The sequence below is a fragment of the Hydrogenophaga sp. PBL-H3 genome (assembly GCF_010104355.1).
GTDB lineage: Bacteria > Pseudomonadota > Gammaproteobacteria > Burkholderiales > Burkholderiaceae_C > Hydrogenophaga.
In genome coordinates, this window is sequence record NZ_CP044972.1 from 65,524 (window position 1) to 83,113 (window position 17,590).

Below are 17,590 nucleotides of genomic sequence, written 5' to 3' on the forward strand. Positions count from 1 at the left end.
GCCGGGCCGCCCCAAGGCAGGCTTGCGCCCCCTCGGGGGGCAGCGAATACACGAAGTGATGAGCGTGGGGGTTCATGGTTCTACCAGGGGGCGTTGAATCGGGCGCGCAGGTCGTCGATCTGTGCATCGGTCAGTGGCGTCGGGCGGCGCTCGGTGAGCAGCCACAGGCGCGCGGTTTCTTCGAGTTCTTCGAGCAGCGCCATGGCACTGCCCGGGCTGTCGTGCCACACGGTGGGGCCCAGGCGCTCGAGCATCACCGCGCGCAGCGGAGTGTTCGATGCCGCCATGAGTGCGGCCACGTCATCGGCCACTGTGGCATCGCCGGGCACGCGGTAGGGCACCAGCGGCACGTGGCCCACCTTCATCACCTGGTAAGGCGTGAGCGGAGGGAGGATGTCATCGCTGCGCCAGACGCCGTGCAGCGTGAGCGCCACGAGGTGTGTGGAGTGTGTGTGCAGGACGCAATGCGCGTCGGAGGCTGCAGCATAGATACGGCGGTGCAGGGCGAGCGTCTTGCTCGCGCGAGCACCGACCAGCGCGGTGCCGTCTTCCGCCACCCAGGCCAGTTGCCCGGCGTCGAGAAAGCCCAGGCAGGCGTCGGTGGGCGTGATGAGAAAACCGCCGCCCTGCTCGGCGGTGAGCCGCACGCTGATGTTCCCAGCGGTGGAATGCACGAGCCCGCGCTGGAACAGGCTGGTGCCCACGCGCACGATGTCGGCGCGCACGGCGTCCTGGGCGGCGGGCCAGCGGGTGCTCACAGATCTACCCCCGCCTGCCGCAAAGCCTGGGCGAAGAAATCAACGCCACCGAAGTTGCCCGACTTGAGCGCCAGTTGCACGGTGCCGCCCTGGCCGGGAAGGTGGGCCTGCGTCCAAGGCACGCCGGGACAGATGGGCGCACCGATGCGCAGTTGCTGCACACCGAGCGCCTGCACCACGGCGCCCGAGGTCTCGCCGCCGGCCACCACCAGCCGGCGCACGCCGCACGCCACCAGGCCGTGCGCGATGTGGGCCAACGCGTGTTCCACCAGCGCACCCGCGGCCTGCACACCCAGCGCAGCCTGCACGGCGCGCACGCTCTCGGGCGCGGCGGTGGCGTACACCAGCACCGGGCCTTGGGCCAGCGCGGCGGTGGCCTGGGCCAGCACCGTGCTGGCGGTCTGCCGCCCTTCGTGCAGGGCCAGCGGGTCGATCAGCAAGGCAGTGCGCCCGGCGGTCTGCCATTGCGCCACCTGCGCGTTGGTGGCCTCGGAGCACGAGCCCGACACCACGGCCGAGGGTCCGTTCAGGCGCTCCAGCGTGGCGGCGTTGGCATTGGGGGTGAACCAGCCACGCTGCGCGTAGGCCGGCGGCAGGCCCAGGGCCACGCCCGATCCGGCGGTCAGCAGCGGCAGGTCGGCGCAGGCGTCGGCGAGCGTCAGCAGGTGGGCGTTGCTCACCGCATCGGCCACGGCGATCTTCACGCCCTCGGCGCGCAGTTGCGTGATGCGCTCGCGCACCGCCGGCACGCCGCCGTCAAGCGCGTCGTGGCGCAGCAGGCCCACCGCGTGAGCCGTCTGCGCCTGCAGCACACGCACCAGGTTGGCGTCTGTCATGGGGGTGAGCGGGTGGTGGCGCATGCCCGAGTCGCTCAGCAGTGCATCACCTACAAACAGGTGGCCGCGGAACACGGTGCGGCCGTTCTCTGGGAAGGCGGGGCAAGCGATCGTGAAGTCGGTGCCGAGCGCGGCCATCAGCGCGTCGGTGACCGGGCCGATGTTGCCCTTCGGGGTGGAATCGAAGGTGGAGCAGTACTTGAAATAGACCTGCTTGGCACCTGCAGTTCGCAAAGCGGCCAGTGCCTCCAGGCTTTGCGCCACCGCTTCGTCCGGTGCGACAGTGCGGGTCTTGAGCGCGATCACCACCGCGTCGGCCTGGGGCAGACCGCCGTCGGGCACGCCCAGCACCTGCACCGTGTGCATGCCGGCGCGCACCAGCATGCTGGCCACGTCGGTGGCGCCGGTGAAGTCGTCCGCGATAACGCCCAGAATCATGCGGCGACCTTCTGCGGCTGCGGCAGTTCCAGACCCGCCATTTGCGCGTAAAACTTCACCACCGCCGAATCGTCTTCACCGCCCAGGCCCATGGCCGCGGTGGCGAGGTAGAGCTGGTGCGCGGCGGCGGCCAGCGGCAATGGAAACTTGAGCTGGCGCGCTGCGTCGAGCACGATGCCCAGGTCCTTCACGAAGATGTTCACCGCCGACAGCGGTGTGTAGTCGCCGTCCAGGATGTGGGGCACGCGGTTCTCGAACATCCAGCTCATGCCGGCGGAGTTGCAGATCACCTCGTACAGCTGGCGCGGCTCCGCACCGGCCCGAATGCCCAGCGCCATGGCTTCACAGGCGGTGGCAATGTGCACGCCCGCCAAATGCTGGTTGACCATCTTCACGGTGGAGCCGATGCCCGCCTGGTCGCCCAAGCGGTAGACCTTGCCGGCGAACGCGTCGAGCACTTGGCCGGCGGCCGCAAAGGCGTCGGGCTTGCCCGAGGCCATGACCGTCATCTGCCCCGCGGCTGCTTTTTTGGCGCCACCCGAGACCGGGCCATCGATCAGCCAATGGCCGCTGTCGGCGAGGCGCTGTTCCCACACTGGAGGCAGAGCCGGGTCCACCGTGGCGGAGCACACCACCACGCCGCCGCGCTTCAACGAGGTTGCCAGGCCTGTCGCGCCAAACAGCACGTCTTCGGTCTGCGCAGCGTTGACCACCAGCACCAGCACCACGTCGCAGTGGCTGGCCAGTTCGGCGACGCTGGCGGTGGCGCGACCACCCGCTTGTTCGAAGGCCGCACGGGCTTCGGCGCGCGGGTCGCAGCCCCAGGTGGGCACGCCCTGGCGCAGGGCCGAGAGCGCGGCGCCCATGCCCATGGAGCCCAGGCCGACGACGCCGAGTGTGAGTGTGGATGCGTTGCTCATGAGGAAGAACCAGATGGGGATTGGGCAAGCAGCGCCCCGAGGGCGCGGCGGATCGAGGGAGCGGCGTTGTGCAGGCGCACTGCCGCGTTGTTCATGTGGAGCATGGCGGCCTGGCGCGCGGCCGTGGCGTCGCCGCGCATCACGGCTTCAGCGATGGCGCGGTGTTCTTCGCGCACCTGCACCATGTAGCCGCTGTCCAGCGCTTCGTTGGTGCGCGTCACGCTCATGGCTTCGCGCTGGTACTGTTCAAGGAAGCCCAGCAGCCGTTCGTACTGCGGGTTCTCGGTGGCTCTGGCAATGCTGCGGTGAAAGGCCAGGTCTGCCTCCACGCCCTGAGCACCTTGGGGCGGGCAGGCCTCCAGCTGCTCCAGTGCATCCGCAATCACGCGGGCCTTCTCGGGTGTCATGCGCTGAGCGGCCAGGGCGGCCACATCGGCTTCGAGCCCGCGGCGCACCTCCACGACCTGGAGCACGCTCTCCATGGAGGTCACCACCATGGGGTCAAAGGCCAGGGCGCGTGCCTGGTGGCGTGGCGCCACGAACACCCCGGAGCCCTGGCGCGAGGTCAGCAAGCCGATGGACTTGAGTCGGCTGACGGCTTCTCGCACCACCGTGCGTGACACCCCGAATTGTTCGGCGAGACGTTGTTCGGTGGGCAGGCGTTCGTCAGGCGCCAACTCGCCCGACTCGATGCGCTGCAGAAGCAAACCGGCCAGTTTGTCGGTGAGGCGTTCGGGCGCTTGAAGGGCGTCGCTCATGGCTGTTGAATGGGATTCTTTGTGTCAATTTATATGGTCATCATACAAATTCAAGCGAAAAATCCACTCGTGGTTTTCCCTCGAAACGAGGCCCCGGCAGATCGAACGCAAGTCGCAGGAGACGGATGCTCGACGGATTGATCTGATGTTCAACACCTGCCGTACATCAAGGTCCGCAGATGCAGAGCAGCCCAGATGGTTTGAGAATCAAACCGGAAACCATCCACCGGACCGGGTCAACTCCAACTCCCGTCGCTGCTGATTGCGAAATGGACGGCAGAGGCATGGCGCCTCAATGCGATTGCGCGTTCGCCTGGGCCGTCAGTTGATCGATGCGGTCCGCCATTTGTCGCAGAAACAACCGGTACAGAGCCGCGGCCAGTTCGGGATGCAGAGACTCCATCGTTTCCAGTTTCGTTGTGGGCAGCCGCAGAACCCTGCTGGGCAGGTCGGCGCGGATGGTGGCGCTGCGCGGCATGTGCCGGATCAGCCCCATCTCGCCGATGACGCTGCCGGCAAGAATGGACCGCACGGCCAGCTCCCGTCCCCCTGCCAGGACATGGGCCGACAGCCGCCCGGATTGAACGAGGTACAGCGCGTCGGAAGCTTCGCCCTGGGCGAACAGCACGTTCCCGGGGACGAGGTTGACCGACTCGAAATACGACATCACCTGCTCGGCGGTGGTGCCCGGTGGCAGCGATTCGGTCAGGACCGCCAGGAATGGACGGTCGGGCACGCTTGCCGCGGCCAGCGCCCCCTCGTCCCAGTCGCTGACTGCGGCGTCGATGTCGGCGTAGACCCTGGGCCCGTCGGCAGGCAGGCAGCCGGCGGCTTCCAGCGCAAGCTGCACGGATGCGGGTGGATGGCTGATGTCAACCCGCACGCCGTGGCTCTGCGCCTGCTTGAACAACCGGGCCAGGGCCTGGCCCGCTGAAGTGTCGACCCAGGAAACGCGCTGGAAGTCAAAAAGCAGGCGCTCGGGTGGGAGCGGATGTTCCAGCAGCGCCTCCACGTCCCGGGTCAGCAGCGTCACCGAGCCAAAGAACAGCACGCCTTGAAGTTCCACAATGCACAGGCGCTTGCCGGCCGCCTGCAGAAACTCTGCGTGGGCTGCGCTGCGCTCCACCTTGGTAGGCCAGGCGCTGCGCGTGAGTATTCGTCGCAAAGGCGTTTGCCGCGCCGACGACACGGCAAACTCAAGGCAGCAGGCCAGCACCCCCACACACACCGCAGGCAGGAGGCCGACCATGATCGTGGTGCCCACGATCGCCAGCACGGTGAGGTAGTCGCGCATCGGCAAACGGTGGCGGCTGTCGATGATCCAGCCCTTCATCATGCCCAGGCCCAGATAGATCAGCAGTGCGCCCAGAAGGGGCCGCGGCACCAGCGCGATGACCGGGCCGCCCCAGCCCATGGCCAGCAGGCAAATGGCCGCCTTGGCCAGACCGCTGCCTCTGCTGGCGGCGCCCGCGTCCCGGTTCAGGACCGACTGGTTGATCGAAACCCCGCCGGTCAGGCCACCTGCAAAAGCCGCCAGCAGGTTGCCCTGACCGAGCGCCCGCAGATCCCGATTGATGTCGACACGCTCTTCCCAGGCCACCTCCAGACTGGTGTCGGACAACAACAAGGACACGGTGGCTGCAATCACCGCTGACAGCATCAATCCCGATTGCTGGGCGACCACGCGCCAGTCCACGGTTCCCAGCAGTTCCAGCGACCACGGCCACACCGGCAGCGTCTGGCTGAACTGCGCCAGCAGCCATCCCTGGTCTCTGGCGGAAGCCAGGTCCATGCCGGCCTGCCAGAAGCCGGCGTGGAGGGCCAGGCCCGCCAGAACGATGACTCCGGGCAAGGCGAGCACATGCTTGAAGCGTTGGGTGATCCACCAGATGAGCACACCCAAGGCGATGCCGCTCGCGAGGCGCGCGTCGGGTTGCCTGGACATCCAGCCCCAGGCCTCTGCCAGGCCGAAAGGCCGGCCAATGGCCACGCCCATGCCACCCGCCAGCATCATCCAGCCCACCGCGCCGAGAAATCCACCGATGACCGGATAGGGGATGTAGCGGATGAGGTCGCCCGCGCGGAACCGGCCCATGGCCCACCACGAGCCACCAATGGCCAGACCAGTGATCACCATCGAGGCGATCACGGTCGGCAATGCCGCTGGCGCTGAGGTTTGGGCCACCACCGCTGCCGCAATGGCAGCCTGCACCGAGACGGTGCTGGGAACAGGGCCCACAGAGGCCAATGGAAGCGATCCCCACACGCCACCGAACACGGCCAGCACGGCGGCGCCCAGCAGAACCGAACCGATGGCAACGGGAAGATGCGGCGCGAGTGTCCCCTGGAACAGCAGGGAGGCCGCTGAAACGTAAAAAGAAACAGAGGCAAGGCTGACAATGACGGCGGCGGTGAGGTCTCGCCCCACCCGTGCAAGCACGGGCTTCATGAACTGCACGGGCTGGACTCAAACTGAAGCGTTGCTGGTGGTTGCACCCAAAGAACCGTCATCACGATGTATCCCATCTCTCTCATTTCGCACGTACGCCGGCCAAAGACGGCATCTCCAATGCCGTGCAGCCAACCTGTCACCCCATGATTGACGCCGTCGCCGGCGCCTGCGGATCATCCACCGGATTGCGCTCTTTTGCGTAACGCGTCAGTGCGCGGGCAATGAAAAATCCAAATCCAGGATCGAGATAGAAGAGTTCCACCACCTTTTCCTTGGTGATGGCAAACAGCTCGCAATCCTCGTCGCACACGGCCGTGAGGGTTCGTTGCGCATGATCGGAAAAGACACCGATCTCGCCAAACATGTCTCCGGGCACAAGGTATTTACCGATCTCGACGAGCGACACACGACCTTTGCGGATCAGGTACAGGCGGTTGGCGGCATCACCTTTCTTGAAAATGACCTCTCCTTTGCCGCACCGCTCCTGGCTCATGTAGGGAATCAGGCTCTCCAGCGATTTCTCCCGGCTGGTTGCATTTTTCACCCCCCGAATCGTTGCCCGGATCTGGCGCAAGCGCACGATGTTCAACGGCAGCAGGGCCATGTGGAGGATCAGGATAGGCAAGACCTTGTCGAACACGCCGAAATGGAGTCCCATGAGGGCATAGCTGATGAACAACACATTGCTGCCAATCGCCACCGCGCGCAGCGGCATGATGGTCTTCATAAAGAACGATACGAACACCAGGCTCGACGCAATCCACGCCATCAACTGCATTTCCACCGTCAACTCCTCAAGAGCAGCCCATACATCAACGGCATGCAGTGAATTGCCAAATGGGGTCGCTCACCTCCGTGCGCAAAGCGCTGCATGTGTTTCAAGACGTCAATGTCTCATAACAGCGGTTCGGTACGCAGGAGGAACGGCGGACTTCCCTAGGGACTTCCACTACAAACAAGATACCTACACGCGCTGTTTCAGCCGCTGTGGTCGCACCGCGGTGATGCGCTGGGCGTGAACAACGCTGTTCTTGAATCCGGGGGATGGTGTGCTCAGCGGCGACCCGCAAGCAGCCTGGTTTGACCCGCTCACCGCCAATGGCATGGCGATCAAGCGCCGGTTCGGCGCTGACAGGCCTGGGCTCACCCAGGCCGCCTGCCGATCTGTTGAATGTGGTGTCCCGATACTTCCCACCCGTCAGGACCCGCGGGTGCACACGAAGTCTAGGGGCTGGGTATGACAGAAAGATGGCAGTGCCACGCACCACCCCGGCACGTGCCAGCGGCTCGACAGCCCGCAAGACCTCCTTCTCGCGAGGCACCATTCGCTAGACTGCTTCACTTTGATCGAGGCACTTTCGCTTTGCGCCCCCCAACACCACGCAACCAGCCCGGGCCTGCGCGCCTTGATTCCGCGAAGGCGTGGTTGCGCGCCTTGCAACCCGCTTCCGTGGGCGCTGACTGGCGCGAGCGATTGCGTGTCGTGGTGGGTGCGGCACTGGGCATCCTGGCAACTGCGCTGGTGTGCAGGGCACTTTCTGGTTCGGGCACCTCGTGGCCCTGGCTGATCGCTCCGTTGGGCGCCAGCGCGGTGCTGGTGTTCGCGGTGCCCGCCAGCCCCCTCGCGCAGCCTTGGTCCATCGTGGCCGGCAACACCCTGTCTGCACTGATCGGCATTGCCTGCGTGCGCTGGGTCGGCAACCCGGAGATCGCTGCGGCGCTCGCCGTGGGCCTTGCCATCACCCTGATGTTCGCCCTGCGATGCCTGCATCCGCCCGGTGGCGCGTCGGCCTTGCTGGTGGCGCTCAACGGCATCAGCGATCCGCAGTTTGCGCTCACGCCGGTGCTGGTGAACTCGGTACTCCTGGTGGCCATCGGCATGATCTACAACGGCGCCACCCGAAGACCCTACCCCCACAGACCGACGGTCGCCGCCAGCCGTCAGGCTCGCGACGATGAGGCCGACGCTGTGGACGCGGACCTGGACGCCGTGCTCGCTCGTTACAACCAGGTGCTTGACGTCAGCCGGGACGACCTCAAGGCACTTCTGCAAGACACGCAACTCAGTGCCTATCAGCGCAAACTGGCCCATCTGAGGTGCGGCGACATCATGTCGCGCAACCTCGTCACGGTGGGCTACCAGATGCCCTTGCAACAAGCCTGGGCGCTGTTCCGCGAACATCGCATCAAGGCCCTGCCGGTGGTCAACGCCTCTGGCGCTATCGTGGGTATCGTCACGCCGGCCGATTTCATGCGGGAAGCCGAAGGCGTCAGCGGCGAGGCCTTCGAGACCCGACTTCGCCAACTCCGGGGCTGGACAGACGGCACGGCGTCCGCCAGGCCCGGCCTCGTCGGCGACATCATGACGCGCAAGGTCCGTGTGGCCAGCGTGAGCCGGCACCTCGCGGAACTCATTCCCTTGTTCGGCAGCACCGGGCACCACCACATTCCCATCATTGATGGCAGCGACCGACTGGTGGGCATCGTCACGCAGTCCGACGTTGTGGCGGCACTGTCGCGGGTGGGTTCGGCGCCCGGGCAAAGCGCTCCAGACAAGGTGGGTGACGAGCAGCAGACGCTTCATTCATGAGGAATGACCTCGGGCTCAGTCCGGGTGTTGCCTCATTCGCGAGGCCAAGCCCAGGGTCATCAGGCCGATCACGACAAACGCCAGGCAGACCAGCGCCCAGTCGGCGCCGTGCAGGGGCCTGAGATTCAACAGCTGGCTGATCGCCGGCGTCTGGACGATCACCCCAAGCGATACGAGCTTGGCGACAACGAGTCCGCGCGAGGTGGCCTGGCGCAGTCGGGTCAGGCCCGTCGTGATGCCGGCGCTGGCCACCAGCAGCACGGCCAGCGCCATCGCCCGCGCATGCTCGACGTCCCGATCGGTGCCGAGCGCGTGAAGGTAGCTCCAGACCACGGCAACGCTCACCAGGCCCCCGATCAGGCCAATGCCCAGCCATGTTTGCGCCGAGAAGAAGCGTGCCCGTCGATGGCGCTGTACCGGCGCGAGCGGCCCGAGCAAGGGCAGATCCTGAAAGGCCATCATGGCGGTCGGATGAATGACCAGTTCGAGCCACACGATGTGGATCGGCAGGAAGAGCAAGGGCAGGCCCATCAGCGGGATCGCCGCAGCGCCCAACACGATCGGCAGGTGCACCAGCAGCAGGTATGCAAAGGCGATGCGCAGGTTCTGAAACAGCTGACGGCCTTCCGCCACGGCGTCAACGATGGTCCTGAAGTTGTCATCGAGCAGAACCACCGGTGCCACCTCGCGCGCGCTGCGCGTGCCGCGTTCGCCCATGGCCACGCCGACGTCGGCCTGGCGCAGCGCCGGCACATCGTTGACGCCATCACCCGTGACGGCGACAAGTTCGCCTTCGGCCTGCAAGGCTTTCACCAGTGCGAGCTTCTGGGCGGGTGTGGCACGCGCCACAACGTGCAGCCCGGGATGGCCGCCGAGCACGGCCCCAGCGTCGTCCTCGGGGGCCAGCACCACGACCTGCGGACTTGATCCGCCGAGCCCGATCTCGCGGGCGATCGCCGTGGCCGTGGCCGGGTGGTCACCGGTGACCATGATCACGCGCATGCTCGCGGCCATGCAGTCCGCGATCGCCTCCCGCACCCCATCGCGAACCGGGTCCTCGAAGGCCAGCAAGCCCGCGAACTGGAAACCTTCCTCGGGTTCGACGCTGATCTGTGCCCCTGCGGGCAACCCGCGCCGGGCACAGGCGATGACCTTGTGGCCGGACCGGGCGTACGCCTCCACCCGTGCGATCCAGCCGTCCCGTTCATGGTCGGACAACGCACACATCGCCAGCACGGTTTCCGGGGCTCCCTTCGTGAAGGCCGTTGTTTCGCCAGCAGCCCGGGACCAGACAACCGTCTCGCGACGCCGGGCCTCCGTGAATGGAAAGTCGGCCAGCCGGGTTGCTTGCGGCAATGGCCCAGCCGCGCCGTGCAGGGCCTGGTCCAGCGGGTCACCGCTGTCCGGCCGCGCGGCCAACGTGGCGACCTGCAACACCGAGGCTTCGTCCAGGCCGTCAGCCGGCGCCCGATGGGCGAGCACCAACGAACCCGCCGTGATGGTTCCGGTCTTGTCGGACACGATGCAGGTGATGCGGCCGATGTTCTCGACCGCGACCGCACGCCGCACCAGCGCCTTCTTGCGCGCCAGCCGCAAGACCCCGACCCCGAGAAAGAACGTGTAGACAACGGGGAACTCTTCGGGCAGCGCGGCCACGGCCAGCGTCACCGCGCTCAGGAGCGCATCGATCCACCCGTGGCCGTGCCACAGCCTGACCGCGGCGAGGACAACGCACATCACGACCGCCCCGCCGAGCAGCACGGCCACCAGTTCCCCGATGGCCTTCTGCAGCGGAGTCGCTGCATGGCTCCCTTCGGCGGCGGAACGCACGATCTCGCCATAGCGCGTCTGGCCGCCGGTGCAGACGATACGCAGCCAGGCAGTGCCGGTCAGCAGGCGTGTCCCTGCGGTACCCCAGTGTTCCTCGGATGTGCGGGCCGGCAAAGGCGCGGTGGGCTCCAGGGTGCGCTTGGCCACCGGCAGGGCCTCGCCGGTCAAGGTCGACTCATCCACCTGAAGGCCCGTGCCAGACACCAGCAAGCCGTCGGCCGGAAAGTATTCGCCCGGCGTCACCTCGACCAGGTCACCGGGAACCAGCTCCCGCGAGGCGATGGCCTGCCATTGCCCGTCTCGCAGCACCCGTGCCGAACTGGCCAGCCGGCTGGCCAGGCCTGCCGCAGAGGCGACCGTTCGCTGATGCAGATACGCATCCATGCCCAGCAGCGGCACCATCGCAACGAGCAGCGTCAGCGACTCCGTGACCTGGCCCAGCAGCCCGAACAGAACCGCCGTGAGCACCAGGAACCACAGCATCGGGTCGCGCGCCGTGTCTCGCGCAACGACCCGCCACCCGCTGGCGGCCTGCGGCACGATGTCGTTGAAACCGAAGGAACGCTGCTTCTCGACCTGTATGGCGTTCAAACCCGCCACGCCCGAATCCAGGGCAGGGATGTTGTCGAGGGGGACGTGGCGCTGGCTCATGGGGCGTGAGGGAGGGTCGCGATGGTGTTCCGCATGACGGCGGGTATGCGGTTGGGCAGCCTCGTGGACCGTCGACGGGAATTGTCAACGCAATGGGTTGGGCGGTCCCTGCAGATCGGCAAACCGCCCGAGGCAGCGAACCAGGCATGTCGCATAGACTGCGCCAACAGCAGGCACTGGCCTGTGGCGCAAGGTTTCGTATGTTGTTGAACTTCGGTATGGGCCAGACCAACAATGCTGGCGCACCACGGCAGGTGAAGCTTGCAGGGGCGAGAGAAGATGCGGCCGTCTGAACCTGTGAAACACGCCGACGGGTCGTTCGCGTTGCACCCCAAGCCCTCCCCCGAGCGCATGCCCTTCATCGACGCGCTCAAGGCTGTCGGCTCGCAGCTCATCGTGCTGCACCACCTCGCGTTCTACGGCCCCATGTCGGACTGGACGCACCAGCTCGCCCCGGGTCTCGTGGGCTGGTTCAGTCAGAACGCGCGCATGGCGGTGCAGATCTTTCTGGTGGTGGCGGGCTTCCTCGCCGCACGCAGCCTGGCGCCTGGCGGGCGCTTGCGCACCGAGCGCCCGCTGGCCATGTTGTGGCAGCGCTTCGCGCGGGTGAGCCTGCCGCTGATGGCGGCGCTCTTGCTCGCCATGGTGTGCACCGAAATCGCCCGGTACTGGATGACCCACGACTCGCTGCCGGCCCCACCCACCCTGTGGCAGTTCGTGGCACATGCGCTGCTGATCCACAGCCTGCTCGGTGTGGATTCGTTGTCGGCGGGCGTCTGGTACGTGGCCATCGACGTGCAGCTGTTTGCACTGCTGCTCGGACTGTTGTGGCTGGGTCGGCGGTTCGGCTTTGCGGCCCCCATGCTGGTGGCCGCCGTGGTGCTGGCATCGCTGTTTCACTTCAACCGCGACAGCGGCTGGGACAACTGGGCGGTCTACTTTTTTGGTGCCTACGGCCTGGGGGCGCTGGCCTACTGGCTGAGCCGCGCAGACGCGGGGCGCAGCGCATCGGCCTGGCTGGCCGGCATGGCCTTGCTCACCGCCCTGTCGCTTGCGCTGGACTGGCGCACCCGCATCGCGCTGGCGCTGGGGGTTGCGCTGGCGTTGGCCTGGGCGCACCGCAGCGGCTGGCTGTTCACCTGGCCGCGCAGCCGCCTGCTGAGCTACCTGGGCCGCATTTCGTATGGGGTGTTCCTGCTGAACTTCCCGGTGGCGCTGGTGGTGAACGCCTGGTTCACGCGCTACGCCAGCCCGGATGCCTGGGTGCAGACGCTCGGGGTGGGGGTGGCCTGGCTGGCCTGCAACCTGGCGGGTGCGGCCTTCCACCACGGGGTGGAGCAGCGCCTGGGCCGGCTGGGCCGCGCGGCACCAGCCCGCTGAGTTCCGCGGCGCTCAGGCAGCGGGGACGGGGTCGCAACGCTCGCGCAGGTAGCCCAGCGCGGCCTCCACCTGATCGATCAGCACCAGGCACAGGTCACCGGGTTGCAGACGCTCCAGTGCGGTGTCGATGGCCACGAACTCGCCCTGGATGGTGTCGATGCGGCGGGTGCGCGTGGCGCCTTCGAGCCCCTGGCGCAGCAGCCCCGTGACCTCGCCTTCGGTGCGGCCGCGCTGGCAGGCGTCTTCGTACAGGATGACCTCATCAAAGGCCGCGCCCAGGATCCGCGTCTGCTCGCGGATGTCCTCGTCGCGCCGGTCGCCCGCGCCACTGATGACCACCAGGCGGCGCTGGGCCGGCATGGCCTCGGCGGCCGAGACCAGTGCGCGCATCGCGTCCGGGTTGTGGCCGTAGTCGGCGATCACGGTGGCGCCGCGCAGGCTCATGAGGTTGAAGCGTCCGGGCACGCTGCCGGCGTCGCTCTGGAACGTGGCCAGGCCCTTGCGGATGCGGGCCCACGGAATGCCCAGGCCCCAGGCCGCGGCCAGCGCCGCCATGGCGTTTTCCACCTGGAAGCCGATGCGCCCGTTCATGGTCATGGGGATATCGGCCAGCGCCACCTCGTGGCGTCGTTCGCCCTGGCAGGCAATGATGTACGCGCCGTCCACCCAGACAGCGCGGCGTCCTTGCGCGCGGTGCGTGGCCAGCACCGGGTGGTTGCCGTCGCTCGCGAAAAAGATCACCTTGCCGGTGCAGACCTCGGCCATGCGCACGCAGTGCGGATCGGCCGCATTGAGCACGCCGTAACCGGTAGGCGCCACGTTCTGGATGACCACGCGCTTGAGCACGGCAATGTCTTCCACCGTGGTGATGTAGTTCAGGCCCAGGTGGTCGCCCGAGCCGATGTTGGTGACCACGGCCACCTGGCAGCGGTCGAAGCCCAGGCCTTCGCGCAGCACGCCGCCGCGAGCGGTCTCGAACACCGCCGCGTCGACCTCGGGGTGCATGAGCACGTTGCGCGCGCTGCGCGGCCCGGCGCAGTCGCCGCTGTCGGTCTGGCGTCCGTTCACGTACACGCCGTCGGTGTTGGTCATGCCCACGCGCAGGCCCTGGGTGTGCAGCAGGTGCGCGATCAGGCGCGCGGTGGTGGTCTTGCCGTTGGTGCCGGTGACGGCCACCACCGGAATGCGGCCGTTCTGGCTGGGCGGAAAGAGGTGGTCGACGATGGCCTCGCCCACGGCGCGGCCCTTGCCGTACGAGGGGCTCAGGTGCATGCGCAGGCCGGGCGCGGCGTTCACCTCCACGACGCCACCGCTCTGGACTTCCAGCGGTGTGAGCACGGTCTCGCACACCACGTCCACGCCACACACGTCCAGCCCCACCATGCGGGCGGCGGCCACGGCGCGCGCGGCCACCTCGGGGTGCACGTCGTCGGTCACGTCCGTGGCGGTACCACCGGTGGAGAGATTGGCGTTGTTGCGCAGCACCACGCGCTCGCCCCTGGCCGGCACGGTATCGGGCGTGTGGCCCTGGATCTGCAGGCGTGCCAGGGCGATGTCGTCGATGCGCATGCGCGTGAGCGAGGTGGCGTGGCCGTCGCCGCGCTGGGGGTCGGCGTTGACCACCTCCACCAGCTGGGCGACGGTGTGTACGCCGTCGCCAGTGACCTGCGGCGGGTCGCGCCGCGCCGCGGCCACCAGCCGGTCACCCACCACGAGCAGGCGGTAGTCGCTGCCGGGCAGGTACTTCTCCACCATGGGTTGGCCGTACTCCACAGCCGCGCGGTAGGCCAGCTCCAGGTGTTCGCGCGAAATGATGTTCACCGTCACGCCCTTGCCCTGGTTGCCGTCGCGCGGCTTCACCACCACCGGCAGGCCGATGTCCTGCGCCACGACCCAGGCTTCGTCGGCGCTGTCCACCGGACGGCCCAGCGGCACCGGCACGCCGGCGGCGCGCAGCAGGTTCTTGGTGAGGTCCTTGTCCTGGGCGATGCTTTCCGACACCGCGCTGGTGCTGTCGACTTCGGCAGCCCAGATGCGGCGCTGGCGCGCACCCCAGCCAAACTGCACCAGCGAGCCCTGCGTGAGGCGGCGAAACGGGATGCCGCGGGCCACCGCCGCGTTGACGATGGAGCCGGTGGACGGACCCAGGCGCACGTCTTCATCGATCTCGCGCAGGCGGGCAATCACCGCCTCCACGTCAAAGGCCACATCGGCCTGGCCGCGCACCACCGCAATGAGCTGCTCGGCGGCCTTGAGGGCTTCGCGCCCCACAGGCTCCTCGGTGTACTCCACCACCACCTGGTAGGTCCCGGGCACCACGGTTTCGGTGCAGCGCGAAAAGCTCACCGGGCAGCCGGCCTGCGCCTGCAAGCCCAAGGTCACCAGCTTGAGCACATTGGCCAACGAGAGGTCGCTGGCCGGGCGCGGCCAGCTGTCGAGCTGCGGGAAGCGCTCGCGCAGCGCGGCCTCGAAGCCGGGCAACGAGGTCAGGGAGCGCTCGTCGGGCAGGCAATGCACGATGGCTTCGATGGCGGTCTGGCGGGTCCAGAGGTTGGGACCACGCAAGGCACGGATGCGGGAAATGTCCATGGGGAAGGGCGGAATTCGGTTGGAGATCGGTCGGGCAGCGGCGGGTGGCTCAGGTGCGTGGCAGGGTGTCAAAACGCTGCAGGCCGGCGGCCACCAGCGCCGGGCTCATGCCCGCGGCCCAGGCCGCTGCAGCGGCACCACACAGGATGTGGGCCGTCGCGGGATCGGCGATCCCGGCCAGCGGCGCGCGGGCAATCACCGCGTCGTTGTCGATGAGGCACACCGCCTCGCCTTGCCAGCGCACCGTGCGCGGCATGGTCACGCCGGCCGGCACGGGCCCGGCGCCGTACCCCAGGCAGCCGCCGTCGCAATGCGCGGCCAGCTCGACCACGCCAGGCTCGTCCAGGTTGAGCACGCAGGCTCCCTGCTCCAGCACCACATCGATCTGGGTGCGCAGCACGCGCGGCATGCCCGAGGCATCAAAGATGTCGTGGCGCGCCAGGCCTTCCCAGCCGCCGAGGTCGGTGACCACGCCCACCAGGCAGCGGTCGTAGGGCAGGCCGTGGTCGAGGATGAGCGAGGGCGTGGTCTCGACCGCCAGGCCCTGGATCTCCCGGTTCATGAGAAGGCGCTGGCACTGCTCCCAGTAGTCGGCACCGGCGCGCTCGATGCGCCGGCGCCCGATGTGGATGCCTTCGCTTGACGCGAGACCGGCCGGTGCACCGGCCAGGTCGAGCAGGAAGGCCGCGGCCCGGGCCAGCAAGGCGGTGCCCCGGGTGCCACTGACGCCGATGAGGGGAACGCGCCCGGCCATGGGCGTGGCGGGGTCGAACAACTGGGCCACGATGGCCTCACCCACCGGGCGGGGCTGGCCGATGGCCGGGCGCAGGTGCATGAGCAGCCCGGGGCCGGCGTTGACCTCCACGATGGCGCCACCCACTTCGTGCAGCGGGCGGCCAATGTCCTGCGTGACCATGTCGATGCCCGCAATGTCCAGCCCCACGGCGCGCGCCGCGAGACTCGCCATGTAGGCCACCTCGGGGTGGACCTCGTCGGTGCAGTCGTAGGCCATGTTGCCGTTGCGCTGCACCAGCACGCGCTGGCCGGCGGCGGGCACGGCATCGGCCCCCAGGCCCTGGCGTTCCAGCAACAGGGTCATGGCCGGTTCACGCTCCAGCCGGATCGTCTCCAGCGGAAATTCTTCGGCCTCGCCACGGCGCGGGTCGCTGTTGAGCTGCAGGTCGATGAGGGTCTTCACGTCGGTCACACCGTCGCCCGTGACCCACAGGCTCTCGCCCCGGTTGGCCGCCACCACGCGACCGCCCACCACCAGCACGCGGTGCTCGTTGCCCAGGATGTAGCGCTCGACGATGACGTCGCTGCCCTCGGCGTCGGCGATGCTGAAGGCGCGCTCGATGTCGGCCTGCTCGCTGAGTTCGAGCGAAACGCCACGCCCGTGGTTGGCGTCGCTGGGCTTGACCACCACCGGCAGCCCGATGTCCTGCGCCACCTCCCAGGCCTCGGCGGCATTGGCCACGATGTGGCCCTCGGGCACCGGCACGCCGCAGCTCAGCAGCAGCGACTTGGTGAGGTCCTTGTCGCAGGCGATGTTCTCGGCGATCGCGCTGGTGAGCTCGGTCTCGGCTGTCCAGATGCGGCGCTGGCGCGCGCCCTGGCCGAGTTGCACCAGGTTGCCATCGGTCAGGCGCAGGTGCGGGATACCGCGCTCGGTGGCCGCGCTCACGATGGCCGCCGTGGAGGGGCCGAGCCAGGTCGCATCGACCACGTCGTGCAGGGCCTTCACGGCGGCGGTCACGTCAAAAGGCTCGTTGTTCATGGCAGCCTGCAGCAGCGCATGGCCGTGGCTCAGGGCCGCCTCGGCGCTGGCGCGGTTGCGCGCGCGAAACACCATGCGGTAGACGCCCGGTTGGCTGGTGCTGCGCGTCTGGCCGAAACCGGTGGGCATGCCGGCGAGGTTGAGCAACTCGATCACGCAGTGCTCGAGCACATGGCCGGCCCAGGTGCCCTCGCGCAGCCGCTGCAGAAAACCACCGGGCTCGCCCACGCCGCAGTGGTGGGAAGCCAGACCCGGCAACAGGGCCAGCAGCCGGTCGGTCAGGCCATCGATGGTGTGGGAGGGGTGCTGCTCCAGCTCACCCAGATCCAGCCAGACCTCCATCGCGGAGCGGTAGGTCCAGACGTTGGGGCCCCCCAGAAAACGATGGCGGAGCACGGTCAGCGCGAAACGGTTTGAATCCATAAAACCTGGGATTGAACGCACAAAAGCCGGGCAGTGGGCCCGGCTGTCAACGGAGGGCGCACGCCTGCGGCGCCGCCCGGTGCGGGAGCTGCAAACACCCGACACCCGCATTCTGCGCTGTCCCGGGGGCACACGGCTGAGCCGGGCACGACAAATTGTGGCTCTATGTCACACCAGCAACGCTGGCG

At 67.9% G+C, this 17,590-nt stretch carries 11 protein-coding genes; 2 read left to right on the forward strand and 9 right to left on the reverse strand.

What is annotated here, in order from left to right; genetic code table 11:
• Positions 1 to 80: 80 nt before the first annotated feature.
• The 6 genes from F9Z44_RS00310 to F9Z44_RS00335 all read right to left on the reverse strand — a co-directional run bounded on the left by F9Z44_RS00310 (position 81) and on the right by F9Z44_RS00335 (position 6,940).
• Positions 81 to 758 (reverse strand): class II aldolase/adducin family protein, encoded by a 678-nt coding sequence (locus F9Z44_RS00310; RefSeq protein WP_159602497.1) that lies wholly within the window; start codon positions 756 to 758, stop codon positions 81 to 83.
• Complete coding sequence (gene otnK, locus F9Z44_RS00315; protein WP_159602500.1) at positions 755 to 2,032, reverse strand: 3-oxo-tetronate kinase; 1,278 nt, start codon at positions 2,030 to 2,032, stop codon at positions 755 to 757. Before otnK ends, F9Z44_RS00310 begins: the two co-directional genes overlap by 4 nt.
• Positions 2,029 to 2,952: an L-threonate dehydrogenase gene (gene ltnD, locus F9Z44_RS00320; RefSeq protein WP_159602503.1), complete on the reverse strand. Its 924-nt coding sequence runs from the start codon at positions 2,950 to 2,952 to the stop codon at positions 2,029 to 2,031. Before ltnD ends, otnK begins: the two co-directional genes overlap by 4 nt.
• Positions 2,949 to 3,710, reverse strand: coding sequence for a FadR/GntR family transcriptional regulator (locus F9Z44_RS00325; RefSeq protein ID WP_159602506.1), 762 nt, complete (start codon positions 3,708 to 3,710; stop codon positions 2,949 to 2,951). Before F9Z44_RS00325 ends, ltnD begins: the two co-directional genes overlap by 4 nt.
• 292 nt (positions 3,711 to 4,002) lie before the next feature.
• Positions 4,003 to 6,159 (reverse strand): SulP family inorganic anion transporter, encoded by a 2,157-nt coding sequence (locus tag F9Z44_RS00330; protein ID WP_159602509.1) that lies wholly within the window; start codon positions 6,157 to 6,159, stop codon positions 4,003 to 4,005.
• A 139-nt stretch (positions 6,160 to 6,298) separates the two neighbouring features.
• Positions 6,299 to 6,940, reverse strand: coding sequence for a Crp/Fnr family transcriptional regulator (locus tag F9Z44_RS00335; RefSeq protein ID WP_236574404.1), 642 nt, complete (start codon positions 6,938 to 6,940; stop codon positions 6,299 to 6,301).
• 657 nt (positions 6,941 to 7,597) lie between these two features.
• On the opposite strand from F9Z44_RS00335, the gene F9Z44_RS00340 reads away from it, so the two are divergent.
• Positions 7,598 to 8,752 carry an HPP family protein gene (locus F9Z44_RS00340; RefSeq protein WP_236574214.1) on the forward strand — a complete coding sequence of 385 codons (1,155 nt, stop codon included), beginning with the start codon at positions 7,598 to 7,600 and terminating at the stop codon, positions 8,750 to 8,752.
• Between the two features lie 15 nt (positions 8,753 to 8,767).
• On the opposite strand, the gene F9Z44_RS00345 is transcribed toward F9Z44_RS00340, so the two are convergent.
• Positions 8,768 to 11,233, reverse strand: a complete 2,466-nt coding sequence (locus tag F9Z44_RS00345; RefSeq protein WP_159602518.1) for a cation-translocating P-type ATPase — start codon at positions 11,231 to 11,233, stop codon at positions 8,768 to 8,770.
• Between the two features lie 297 nt (positions 11,234 to 11,530).
• On the opposite strand from F9Z44_RS00345, the gene F9Z44_RS00350 reads away from it, so the two are divergent.
• Positions 11,531 to 12,613 (forward strand): acyltransferase family protein, encoded by a 1,083-nt coding sequence (locus F9Z44_RS00350; RefSeq protein WP_236574215.1) that lies wholly within the window; start codon positions 11,531 to 11,533, stop codon positions 12,611 to 12,613.
• Between the two features lie 12 nt (positions 12,614 to 12,625).
• Here the strand turns inward: F9Z44_RS00350 and cphA are convergent, their stop codons facing one another.
• Entirely contained in the window at positions 12,626 to 15,202 is a 2,577-nt protein-coding gene (gene cphA / locus F9Z44_RS00355; RefSeq protein WP_159602524.1) for a cyanophycin synthetase, read from the reverse strand.
• A gap of 49 nt (positions 15,203 to 15,251) precedes the next feature.
• Entirely contained in the window at positions 15,252 to 17,402 is a 2,151-nt protein-coding gene (locus F9Z44_RS00360) for a cyanophycin synthetase family protein (RefSeq protein ID WP_159602527.1), read from the reverse strand.
• Positions 17,403 to 17,590 lie beyond the last annotated feature (188 nt).

Coding starts and splice junctions, on each gene's coding strand:
- F9Z44_RS00330 (WP_159602509.1), bottom strand. CDS start 6,159: ATGAAGCCCGTGCTTGCACGGGTGGGGCGAGACCTCACCGCCGCCGTC.
- ltnD (WP_159602503.1), bottom strand. CDS start 2,952: ATGAGCAACGCATCCACACTCACACTCGGCGTCGTCGGCCTGGGCTCC.
- F9Z44_RS00345 (WP_159602518.1), bottom strand. CDS start 11,233: ATGAGCCAGCGCCACGTCCCCCTCGACAACATCCCTGCCCTGGATTCG.
- F9Z44_RS00325 (WP_159602506.1), bottom strand. CDS start 3,710: ATGAGCGACGCCCTTCAAGCGCCCGAACGCCTCACCGACAAACTGGCC.
- otnK (WP_159602500.1), bottom strand. CDS start 2,032: ATGATTCTGGGCGTTATCGCGGACGACTTCACCGGCGCCACCGACGTG.
- cphA (WP_159602524.1), bottom strand. CDS start 15,202: ATGGACATTTCCCGCATCCGTGCCTTGCGTGGTCCCAACCTCTGGACC.
- F9Z44_RS00360 (WP_159602527.1), bottom strand. CDS start 17,402: ATGGATTCAAACCGTTTCGCGCTGACCGTGCTCCGCCATCGTTTTCTG.
- F9Z44_RS00335 (WP_236574404.1), bottom strand. CDS start 6,940: ATGCAGTTGATGGCGTGGATTGCGTCGAGCCTGGTGTTCGTATCGTTC.